The 11605-nt window shown below is 32.1% G+C and carries 9 protein-coding genes; all 9 read right to left on the minus strand.

What is annotated here, in order from left to right; translation table 11 throughout:
- Nucleotides 1-20: 20 nt before the first annotated feature.
- Nucleotides 21-200, minus strand: a complete 180-nt coding sequence (locus RR409_RS19670) for a hypothetical protein (RefSeq protein ID WP_332559483.1) — start codon at nucleotides 198-200, stop codon at nucleotides 21-23.
- 130 nt (nucleotides 201-330) lie between these two features.
- A complete protein-coding gene (locus RR409_RS19675) occupies nucleotides 331-1470 on the minus strand; it encodes a sodium ion-translocating decarboxylase subunit beta (RefSeq protein ID WP_332559484.1) in 1140 nt (379 codons plus the stop codon).
- A gap of 295 nt (nucleotides 1471-1765) precedes the next feature.
- A complete protein-coding gene (locus RR409_RS19680) occupies nucleotides 1766-2185 on the minus strand; it encodes a biotin/lipoyl-containing protein (RefSeq protein ID WP_332559485.1) in 420 nt (139 codons plus the stop codon).
- Nucleotides 2186-2198: 13 nt separating this feature from the next.
- The gene (locus RR409_RS19685) at nucleotides 2199-2561 is read right to left on the minus strand and encodes an OadG family protein (protein ID WP_332559486.1); all 363 of its coding nucleotides are present in this window, start codon (nucleotides 2559-2561) and stop codon (nucleotides 2199-2201) included.
- Between the two features lie 12 nt (nucleotides 2562-2573).
- Nucleotides 2574-4061, minus strand: a complete 1488-nt coding sequence (locus RR409_RS19690; protein WP_332559487.1) for a carboxyl transferase domain-containing protein — start codon at nucleotides 4059-4061, stop codon at nucleotides 2574-2576.
- A gap of 363 nt (nucleotides 4062-4424) precedes the next feature.
- Nucleotides 4425-6422, minus strand: coding sequence for an ATP-dependent zinc metalloprotease FtsH (ftsH, locus tag RR409_RS19695; RefSeq protein ID WP_332559488.1), 1998 nt, complete (start codon nucleotides 6420-6422; stop codon nucleotides 4425-4427).
- A 183-nt stretch (nucleotides 6423-6605) separates the two neighbouring features.
- The gene (gene hpt / locus RR409_RS19700) at nucleotides 6606-7145 is read right to left on the minus strand and encodes a hypoxanthine phosphoribosyltransferase (protein ID WP_332559489.1); all 540 of its coding nucleotides are present in this window, start codon (nucleotides 7143-7145) and stop codon (nucleotides 6606-6608) included.
- Nucleotides 7138-8550, minus strand: coding sequence for a tRNA lysidine(34) synthetase TilS (tilS, locus tag RR409_RS19705; RefSeq protein WP_332559490.1), 1413 nt, complete (start codon nucleotides 8548-8550; stop codon nucleotides 7138-7140). The genes hpt and tilS overlap by 8 nt, the downstream gene beginning before the upstream one ends.
- 121 nt (nucleotides 8551-8671) lie before the next feature.
- Nucleotides 8672-11095: a stage II sporulation protein E gene (gene spoIIE, locus RR409_RS19710; protein ID WP_332559491.1), complete on the minus strand. Its 2424-nt coding sequence runs from the start codon at nucleotides 11093-11095 to the stop codon at nucleotides 8672-8674.
- Nucleotides 11096-11605: the final 510 nt, after the last annotated feature.

The raw sequence follows: 11605 nt of genomic DNA on the forward strand, positions 1-11605 counted from the left end.
TAATATTATCCATATTAAAATTACCTCCTCAAGAGTTTTTGTAAAGTTGATATGTGATTATTGTGCCTTTCGATAAGTTCTTTAATCGAGTCATACATAGCTGTGTTTTCTAAAGTTTTTAGATATTGTTCATACTGATTAACTAAAGAGTTTTCTCTTTCAATTAGAGAATTAATTTCAGAAGCCTTATTTAAAATCATGATAACCTCCTCCTTTGCTGATATTATTATCAATAAAAAAAGAGTATATACTTCCATATAGGAAGTATATACCATTTTAAAAAATTATTCACATTTAGGACAAGTTTAATAAAAGTAACTTTTTAATTACCTAACCACCGAACAGTGATAAGAGTACTCCTGCCGCAACCGCACTGCCTATAACACCTGCTACGTTTGGCCCCATAGCATTCATTAACAGAAAGTTAGTTGGATCTTCTTTTTGACCAACCACTTGAGATACTCTTGCTGCCATTGGCACAGCAGAAACTCCTGCTGAACCTATAAGAGGATTAATTTTTCCTTTTGTGAGCTTACACATAAGCTTACCAATAAGCAATCCACCTACAGTGGCAAAAGCAAAGGCAAGCACACCTAATCCTATTATTTTTAGAGTTTCTACTCTTACAAAAACTTCAGCTTTTGCAGTAGCTCCAACGGAAAGTCCTAGGAAGATGGTAACAATATTTATTAGAGCATTCTGAGCTGTATCTGTTAATCTTCCCACTACTCCTGATTCCCTAAATAAATTCCCAAGCATTAGCATTCCTATAAGAGAAATTAATGAGGGAATAAATAATATCACTAAAATAGTTACCATTATAGGAAACACTACTTTTTCTATCTTTTTAACTTGCCTTAACTGCCCCATTTTTATTTTTCTCTCCGCTGGAGTAGTTAACACCTTCATAATTGGTGGCTGAATAACTGGCACTAGTGCCATATAGGAATAAGCTGCCACAGCAATAGGCCCTAGCAGATGTGGAGCTAATTTATTAGTTACAAATATAGCTGTTGGCCCATCAGCTCCACCTATAATCCCAATAGCTGAAGCTTCTTGTGGTGTGAATCCCATCAATATAGCTAAAGTATAAGCAAAAAATATTCCAAATTGTGCTCCCGCACCCATAAGTAAGCTAGAAGGATTAGCTAGTAATGGACCAAAATCTGTCATGGCTCCTACACCTAAGAATATTAACGGAGGAAATATCTCCAACTTAACTCCACGTGAAAGATAATATAAAAGCCCTCCTGGTTCATTATGTAGTGGCTCAGCCATAATATCTGCCACTGGTAAATTAGTAAGGAGCATCCCAAATGCTATAGGAAGTAGCAATAAGGGTTCAAATTGTTTTGCTATTGCTAGGTATATTAGCACAAGAGAAACTGCTATCATAAAGATTTCACTCCCTTGTATAGCAACGAAACCTGATGTGCTTATCAAATCCTTCAATACTTCAAAAACGTTCATTTAAATTGCCTCCTACTTTTCAAGAAAACTTTTGAGGTTTAATTCTCCTCACCCTCTGTGTGGGAGAAGATATTTCTTGTGAAAACTACACTAAATAAAGTTCCTAAAGTTCTCTAATAACAATCTAAATTTAGACTATAAATAAACTCCATTTTATAACCACCATAGTTGTTGGTAGGTTATAAGTTTTTATACATTTTATATACATATAGCTTAAATTGATAAAAGATTATTTACTTATCTTACAGAAAATAACACCCTCAAATCCTTGAACAAAATTAATTCGTCCATTATTTTAAGAAATAACTAATAATAAATCTCCTGTGTTAACAGCTGCACCTTTTGACACGCTTAACTGTGCTACTGTTCCATCTACTGGTGACATAATTTCATTCTCCATTTTCATAGCTTCAAGAACTACTAAAACATCACCCTTTTTAATTGTAGAACCTTCAGTAACATTAACCTTTACTATGGTACCAGGCATTGGGCATTGAATCTTTTCTCCCGCAGCATTAGAAGTTTTAGCAGCTGCTGGCTTAACTGGTTCTTGAGTTTTTGGTGCCTCTACTTGTTGTGCTGTAGGAGCTTTCGGTGCAGCTGGCTGTGGTGCAACATTTACTACTGGAGCTACTGGTTGAGTAAATTCTCCTTTTACTTCCTCTACCTCTACTTGGTATACACTACCGTTCACAGTAACATTATATCTTTTCATAACTTAATCCTCCCTAATTATTTAATTTATCCTCAATAGATGTTCTTTGCCAATTAGAATTTATTCTTTTTATGCTTTTTATATTTAAATCACTAATCGGAGTACCAATATGAGCAGACAATGCTGCCATAATTGCAGCTACTACTTCTATATTCTCATGTGGATTTATAGTTTCTACTACTGGTTCTACCTTTTCTTGACTCTTTTCCATTAAGCTAGTGTCAACTGTTTCTGAAGTGTCTTTTCTTCCTCCAAGTAAAAAACTTTGAGATTTAATCACAAGCCATAATATTATTAGTATAGCAAACACTATAGCCATTGCAACAAAGGACACGTTTAAAGAAAAGGTAAATTTATCTGCTATTGATTCATTCATCTAAACCCCTCCTTATACTAAAGTGCTCCCGTGTTTTTTAGGATAACTCAACTCTCTTTTACTTTGTAACATATCAAGCAGTGCAAAAACTCGTTGTTTTGTCTCACTTGGTTTTATAATATCATCTATTAATCCAAATTCTGCAGCTTTATATGGGCTAACTACTTCTTCTAAATACTTAGCAATAACTTCGCTTTCTTTAGTTTTAGGATCTGCAGCGGATAATATTTCTTCTCTATACATTGATTTTATTAAAGTTTCTGGATTAGTTAATGCCACTCTAGCGCTAGGCCAAGCTAATGTAACATCAAAAGCAGCTTCTTTACCTGCTAATGCCACATATCCTGCACCATAAGCTTCTCCAACTATAAGTGATACTTTAGGCACACTTGCATCAATTAGACTATAAAGAAGTTTCCCTGCGTTTCTCGCTAGACCTTTCTTTTCTTCCTCAAGACTCACTGCAAAACCCTTTGTATCAACTAAGGATAGTATCGATATATTAAACCCATCACAAAGTCTTATGAAGTTTGAAATTTTGATAGCTCCCTCATTAGTAATTTTTGATTTGATAAAGCTATTCCAAATTACGCCTACTGTTAATCCATTAATTTTAATAAATGCAGTTTTAAAGTTTTCCATAAACTCTTTATTAACTTCTAAAATACTATTTTCATCAGCAATTGCTTTTATAATGTCATCCATGGAATGGTTTTCATTAACTATCATTTCATCAAGCTCTTCTATTGGTGAGTTTAAGTTATAATCTTCTACTGAAATCCATGGAGACTCTAAGTTATTAGCTGGAAGATAATCTATTAATCTTCTTGCCATATTAAATCCATCTTGTTCCTTCTCAACACTAAAATGAGCATTACCATTTTTATTTGAATAGAAACCATCACTAAACATTGATGATTCAACGTATTTTTCTTCTGCAGAACTTAGCTTGTTACTTGAATTAACACCTATTTCACCAATATCATTTACTACTATAGTAAAATCTGCCATAGTAGCTCCTAATGCTGCCATACCATAGCAAGGTCCACAAATTATTGAAACCTGAGGAATAACACCATTTAGTTTAGCAATTCTTTTTATTACCATTCCATAAGAAGATAATAACTCCACACCTTCATTCAATTTAGCCCCTATAGAGTCGATTATCTGAACTACTGGAGCACCCATCTTAACAGCATTATCTAATAAACTGCATATTTTCTTAGCCATAGCTTTATTAAAAGCTCCGCCCTCAACAGTGTAGTCATAGCTAAATGTATATACTAATCTGCCATTGATAGTTCCATGGCCAGTTATTACTCCTGCAGCATTGCCTGCAACTAGCGCGCCTATTTCTATAAATGATCCTTCATCTAACAATGCGCTAACTCTCTCTCTTGCAGTGGTTTTATTTAAATTGTGTTGCATTTCGATTTTATCAATTCCACCACCTTGGTGTGCTTTATCTTTAACTGAATTGAACACTTCAAGTCTATTCATTTTCTTGCCTCCTGACTTTTATTATTTTTTCACGATAATAATACCATAAAATTTTACATTTGTACATAAAACATGCAAGTTTTAATTCATTTTTCTGTGAATTCTATTGCATTCATATATACCTTTAATTTTTTGCATATGAATATAATTTATACCTAAAAATAGGTCATAAAAAATATATATTATCGAGATATCCTAGCAATCAACACCTAAAATATTTTTTCTTCATTTTTAGAATAAATCTCTACTCAACTTGTATGTTTTTTATATAGATTCCACATTGTTTTATAATTTCATGGATTAGATAAAAAGAAATGCTTCCATACAAAATTGTATAGAAGCATTTTTATTAACTTACTAAGTTTACTTGTTTGTATTATCTGTTTCTTGTTCAATAGTGTCAGTGTTATCAACAGTAACTTCATTGATAACCTTCATATTTCCTCTTATTAGATCATCTCCAGTAAGAGTATTTTGTGAGTTGACATCTACATCTTCTTTAGCTTTCTCTGTACTTTCCTTGATAAGCTTATCAATAGCAATCTCATCTAAAGACTTTCCATCCATAATAGCATTAAATTCTTCAGCGGTAAGCTTCTCTTTTTCTAATAAGGCTTTTGCCACATCGTGTAACTTATTAATATTTTCATTTAGAATCGTTTCAGCTCTATTGTAAGCTTCATCAATTAACGCTTTTATTTCTCTGTCAATCTTTGATGCGACTTCATCTGAGAAGTCCCTCGCTCTTCCAATATCTCTACCTAAGAATACTTCATTTTCATCCTTACCAAAGGATATTGGGCCTAATACATCACTCATACCATATTCCATAACCATTTTCTTAGCTATAGATGTAGTTCTATCAATATCATTTTTAGCGCCAGTGCTAATTTCTTTTAGAATTATAGCTTCAGCTACCCTACCACCTAAAAGTCCAACCATTTCGTCCTTAAGTTTAGATCTTGATGTATATGATGTATCTTCATCTGGTAGATGTAATGTATATCCACCTGCCATTCCTCTTGGAATTATACTTATTTCATGAACAGCATAAGAGTTAGGAAGATACTTGGAAACTACAGCGTGGCCTGCTTCATGATAAGCAGTTAATCTCTTATCCTTATCACTAATAACTCTTGACTTCTTCTCTGGTCCAGCAATTACCCTTGTAATTGCTTCTTCCAACTCTACCATATCAATAACTTTTTTGCGATTTCTAACTGTTAAAAGAGCTGATTCATTTAATAAATTCTCAAGATCTGCTCCTGTGAATCCTGGGGTTCTCTTAGCTAATATATCAAGCTGAACCTCTGAGCTTAAAGGTTTATTTCTTGAGTGAACCTTTAAGATTTCTTCTCTACCCTTAACATCTGGAGCTCCCACTACGATTTGTCTGTCAAATCTTCCCGCTCTTAAAAGTGCTGGGTCTAAAATATCTGGTCTATTTGTAGCCGCTACCATGATGATTCCTTCATTTACTCCAAAGCCATCCATTTCAACTAGAAGTTGATTTAAGGTTTGCTCTCTTTCATCATGTCCACCGCCAAGTCCTGCACCTCTTTGTCTTCCTACAGCATCAATTTCATCTATAAAAATAATACATGGTGCATTCTTTTTAGCTTGTTCGAATAAATCTCTAACCCTCGAAGCTCCGACACCCACAAACATTTCAACGAAATCTGAACCAGAAATACTAAAGAAAGGTACTCCTGCTTCGCCTGCTACAGCTTTTGCAAGTAAGGTTTTTCCTGTTCCAGGAGGTCCTACTAAAAGTATTCCCTTTGGAATTCTTGCTCCAACTTCAATATATCTTTTTGGACTTTTTAAGAAGTCTACCACTTCCTCAAGTTCTGCTTTTTCCTCATCGGCTCCAGCTACATCATTGAAGGTAACTTTCTTTCTATCTGGTGTAGCCATTTTTGCTTTGCTTTTACCAAAATTCATAACTCCACGGCTACCACCGCCACCACCACTCGATTGGTTCATAAACATTGCCCAGAATACTACTAACATTAAAATTATCAGTAGAGTAGGCAAGAAATTTAACCACATCGGAATTGAAGCTGGTGGAGTATATTGTTCAATTGCTAAATTTGGATTTGGATTCTCATCAATTATTTTTAAATATCTTTCTTTAATTATATTTACACTAAATTGTGTTCCATCATCTAATTTACCAACCACAGTTCTTTCATTATCAGACATTTTTGTTTCAACTACTTTTTTATCTCTCATGTAAGTTTCAAATTCTCTTACATCAATAGACTTTACATTAGCTGCTCCATCAAATAAGGTAAGAGCGGAAAAAATAACGAGTATTAAAACTAACAACCAGGCCGTTGCGCTAGAAAATTTTTTCATTGAAGGCCCCCCTCTCTTTCTAGTTAAGTATTTACTTAAAAATTCTAACATATGCAATTTTCATTTACAATAATAAGAATATTAACTATTAGTGAATTAATTATAAAATATAATTAATTCTAGAACATAGAAACAATTTCCTTATCAATTAATTATATAGTATTTACTAAAAAGCAAGAATTATTAACTCTTATAAACACTGTCTTTTAAAATACCTACAAAAGGTAAATTTCTATATTTTTCAGCATAATCAAGACCATAGCCTACTAAAAAGTAATCTGGAACATCGAAGCCTAAATATCTCACATCTAATTCCTCTTTTCTTCTCTCTGGCTTATTTAGAAGACAAACTATCTCTAAACTATTTGGATTTCTCGCAGAAAGGTATTTCATTAAATATTTCAAAGTAATTCCTGTGTCTATAATATCTTCAACTATAAGTATATCTTTTCCCTTAATCTCAAAATCCAAATCCTTTATAATTTTTACAATTCCTGAAGACTGTGTTGCATCTCCATAACTTGAAACTGCCATAAAATCCATCTTACATGGAATACTTATCTCTTTTATAAGATCTGACATAAAAATTACTGATCCCTTTAAAATCCCTAGGACAATTAAATCTCGTCCTCTATAATCTTCACTAATCTTTAAGCCTAATGTTTTAACTTTTTCTTTAATCTGTTCCTCTGTTAATAACACTTCTTTTATGTCATTATTCATAACTTTCCTGCCTTTCTATTTCAGGTATCTCAAGACACCTTATTTCTAATATATTCTTAGTATGGTTTTCAACTTTAAATTTATCACTGATTCTATATCCAACTATCCAACCTATTTCATCTCCAAAGCATATAAGAGGAATTTCATCTCTTTGCTCTCTAGGAATTTTTAAATCCATAAATAAATCTTTAAGTTTTTTACTTCCTTTCATTCCTAAGGATGTAAATCTATCTCCTTCTTGTCTAAACCTTATACTTATAGGTTGCTTAATTTTATCATAATCAAAGTATTTAATATTATCCTTACTTTCACTCTTTAAAAATCTTTCTTTATCTATGACATTTAATTTAAATTTATTATTGGTTTCTGTTACTATACTTTCTCCTACTGATAAAATCTTGCAAAAATTTTTATTTTCCTTTAAACCAGAAATAGCCTTATGTAAATGTATATCTTTATATACATTAGAAACAACTACTCCTCCAGGTACTACTGTAGTTTTACCCGTTTCTCCTTTTTGTATGTTTATAATATTTTCTATATGTATGCTTTCTAAATTATATAAATTCCCCTTAATTTTAAAAAGAGCTTTTCTTAGGACTCTACTCAATATTGAGTAATGTAAATTAAAGGCATCTTTATATATTATAACCTTTTCCATCTTACTATCACAGTACTTTTCGAAAAATTTAGAAGATTTTTCTTCCAAATAATCACTATCCATCCTAATTAGAGAAGACATTCTATTTAAAGTAGCAATTATATCTGTATTAAAGTTTTCTTCAATATAAGGAATCAATTCTAATCTTACTTTATTTCTTGCGTATATACTTTCAAAGTTTGTTTTATCTATCCTTACAGGAAGACTATTTCTAGAACAATATTCTTCTATTTCTTTTCTACTAGTATTTATTAATGGTCTTATAAATATGCTATCCCGTACAGGTTTAATTCCAACTAAACCCTCTATCCCACTTCCTCTCATTAACCTCATAAGTACGGTTTCAGCTTGATCATTGGAATTATGAGCAAGGGCAATTTTATTGGCTTTCAGATTTTCGAAAAGTTCTATAAAAAATTCATATCTCACTTCTCTTCCTGCCATCTCATGGGATATATTTCTTTCCTTTGAGATAGCGTCTATATTAATATTTTTTGAAAATAATTTAATATTATGCTTTTCACAAAAAGTCTTGCACGCCTTTTCATCATTATCTGAATCCTCACCCCTAAGCATATGATTTACATGGGCAGCATAAAGAGTTAAATTAAACCTTTCTCTTAATTCGTATAAAACATTTAAAAGACTCATAGAATCTGGACCACCAGATAATGCCACTATAATCTTATCCCCATTACTTATCATTCTATTTTCTTTTATAGTGCTAATAACCTTTTCAATCATAAAAACACTTCCTACTTGTATTTTTTACACATAATATCACAAACAACGAATAATTTAAAGTAAAAAATCACTATGCAAAACCTAAATGTTTTTACATAGTGATTTTTAAAACTATCTATGATCATTCAATGTAAGCTTTAGCCTGGCCTGTATAAACTTTTGAAACCACTACCGTCATATCATCATTAACTCTGTTACCACTTAACTTTTTGGCTTCTCCAATAATTCCTTCTGCTAAATCCTTTGGATTCAAGCTGTCATTTCTACAAATATAATCGAGCACCCAATCCACTTTTCCACAACTTTCTTCATTATAATCTAGTACTCCATCGCTAAGCATAACTATAATATCCCCATTTGTTACCTTTTTCTTATGAACCTCAATATCCGCTTCATCTAGCACTCCCATTGGTAAAGTTTTAGACTTAATAATATCTATGGTATCATTGCTTTTAATAAAGCTTGCAACTGCTCCAACCTTCATAAAATCAACTTCCCCAGTATATAAATCTATGCTACTTAAATCTACTGTAGAAAACTTTTCCTCTTCCGAAAATTTTAAAGACATAATAGAATTAACTGTATTTATTGCTGTCGTCTTACTAAAACCAGCCCCAGTAAATTTTTCAATAAGTTCAACTGCTGCTTCACTTTCACGACCTGCTTGAGGACCAGAACCCATCCCATCACTAATCACTACCATATAGTTTCCGTCCTTAGCGCGTCCAAAGCTAAAACTATCCCCATAAGTAGTTTGTCCATCTTTACATTGTCTTGCTGCATAAGTCATAACCTGAAACTTAGGTGCTTCCTCAAATGTAGCAGTGCAAAGCTTAGTTACTGGATCAATTCTACAACCATCCTCCTTCAAACTCATCTTCTTTTCTAAACACTGATTTATAATAGGTAAAATTTTCTTATCACAGAACCCTCTCCCTTGGCAGTTTTTTGAAGTTAGTTGTACTGTAAGTCTTCCCTTTTTATCATTAATACAAAATACATCATTATAATCAATAGTATGTTTGTCCAACATTCTCATTATATTCTTTTCAGAGTCTTTGTCTTCTTTTAAATCACTAGCAAATTCATCTACAATTTCTTCCACAGACTTGGCCATGTTATTAAATTGACTTGCCAATAACTCCCTACCTTCTGCAAGCCTATTTCTCCACATTTCACTTATTACGTATTTATTAACTATATCCTCTGCATTTCTAATTAGTGAAGCCTTTTTAATGCACTTTCTTTCTAATTCTAGTGGAAAGCCATTCCCCTTATTTTGAATGCCTTCAAGAAGCTCTCCAAAAGCTGAATAAGTATGATGCATTTCTCTATTCCAACATACACAGTTTACATTACAACTTCCACAAACTCTACTCGCAAGATTTTCAATTAATCCGCTGCTTTTACTTTTCATATCTAATTTGTTATTATCAGCAAGATCAGTTAGTATACTAGACATATTAACCAATACTCCTGAAAATTGATCCAATCTATCCACAAAAATATTTCTTATTTTATTAACATAGTTTTGATCAATTAATCCACTTTTCTTTTCACTATCTATTTCATTACTTACAACATCATAAATATGTTGAGGAATAGCTAAAAAGCCTATAGCTACGATAATTGCTTCTATAATTTTAAATTGAGTGCTACCATCAAGATTATAGTTAACAGTATATATTTTCATAATTGAAAATATAACTAAGGTTGAAAGAAGAGTTATTAGTTTTCCACCTTCCTTGAATAAGCCGCCTACAAGCCCACAAATTCCTAATATGCTTGCATAAACAAAAACCGTATTATTCGACATTCCTACAATAACACCCATAGCAATTCCAGATGCCGCCCCCACTGTAGAGCCGCATATATAGCTGATAGATAAAATTATTAAAAGGGATAAAATGTTCAGTATAGAAATCCCCAAAATATTAACATTCCATGTACCTGCTAATATTAAAGACACTAACACACTCATACATATAAGTTCTTCATTAGAGAATAAATGCTTTGTTCTTAATTCCTTAAAACACCCTATACTATAATCTATAATAAAGTATACCGGGAAAATACAAATCAATTCGATGAAAGTGAGCCCCAAAGACACTAAGGATGAATACTCTCTTACAAAAATATTGTACCCCAGTATTGAGGCTGTAGTTACAAATGCTAACAGCACTTTTTCCGCAGGCTTTTTTAAAAAGTTATTCGTAATTATAGATACTAAGGTTAATGCTGGTATTAGTGTTATATACATTAAATTATTATCTAAGGAACCACTCAAGGTTATGTACCCGAGAATTGAACCTAGGGCAGTAACTATAGATAATCTGTTATCTTCCATTAGAAGCACCACAGCTAAAAATGCCACACCAAAGGGTGCTGATTTGTTAATAAGCATAGTTCTACTGATTAGTATAGATATAACTAAAAATGTAATGCTTTTTAATAAGATTTTGTTGTATACCTCTGTGTTATTTTTGTTAGATCCATTTGTTTTTTTTATTCTTTCATATGGACGTATATCCGCTCCGTATTGCATAAAATAATCACCCACCCCTTAAATTTACAACTTTATTATAACAAGTTGTTATGGTAATAAATGTCATTTTATGAAGCAGTTGTAAATAAATAGTATGACAATAAATTGTAATTTTTTTACATATTACTGCACTTGTTTATCCCCCAATTAATTAATCTTCATTAATTAACTTAAGTATCTAAAAGGGTTTCCCTGTTAATTCATCCACATTTGCTAATAATCTTGCTGTGAGGTTGTGGATGATATATGGGGATAATTGTGTCGGTATATAAAATAATTAAACTATTCTTGATGGAATTATTTTTTATAATAATTGATAACTTTGCATATACTAATAAGTTTATTTGCAATACTGGCAATATGCTTATCAGGATTGAAAGAATAACCTATTTGTTGATTAATCACAAGCTTTTGTGTATAAAAAAAACTCATAACTATTGTTATGAGTTTTCATCTGGTAGCGGAAATAGGACTTGAACCTACGACCCTTCGGGTATGAACCGAATGCTC

Origin of the sequence: Clostridium sp., assembly GCF_036642255.1 — a bacterium.
Taxonomy (GTDB): domain Bacteria; phylum Bacillota; class Clostridia; order Clostridiales; family Clostridiaceae; genus Clostridium_J.

Excerpts from the sequence above, each read along its gene's own strand:
- RR409_RS19670 (WP_332559483.1), bottom strand. The coding sequence starts at position 200 with ATGATTTTAAATAAGGCTTCTGAAATTAATTCTCTAATTGAAAGAGAA.
- RR409_RS19675 (WP_332559484.1), bottom strand. The coding sequence starts at position 1,470 with ATGAACGTTTTTGAAGTATTGAAGGATTTGATAAGCACATCAGGTTTC.
- RR409_RS19680 (WP_332559485.1), bottom strand. The coding sequence starts at position 2,185 with ATGAAAAGATATAATGTTACTGTGAACGGTAGTGTATACCAAGTAGAG.
- RR409_RS19685 (WP_332559486.1), bottom strand. The coding sequence starts at position 2,561 with ATGAATGAATCAATAGCAGATAAATTTACCTTTTCTTTAAACGTGTCC.
- RR409_RS19690 (WP_332559487.1), bottom strand. The coding sequence starts at position 4,061 with ATGAATAGACTTGAAGTGTTCAATTCAGTTAAAGATAAAGCACACCAA.
- ftsH (WP_332559488.1), bottom strand. The coding sequence starts at position 6,422 with ATGAAAAAATTTTCTAGCGCAACGGCCTGGTTGTTAGTTTTAATACTC.
- hpt (WP_332559489.1), bottom strand. The coding sequence starts at position 7,145 with ATGAATAATGACATAAAAGAAGTGTTATTAACAGAGGAACAGATTAAA.
- tilS (WP_332559490.1), bottom strand. The coding sequence starts at position 8,550 with ATGATTGAAAAGGTTATTAGCACTATAAAAGAAAATAGAATGATAAGT.
- spoIIE (WP_332559491.1), bottom strand. The coding sequence starts at position 11,095 with ATGCAATACGGAGCGGATATACGTCCATATGAAAGAATAAAAAAAACA.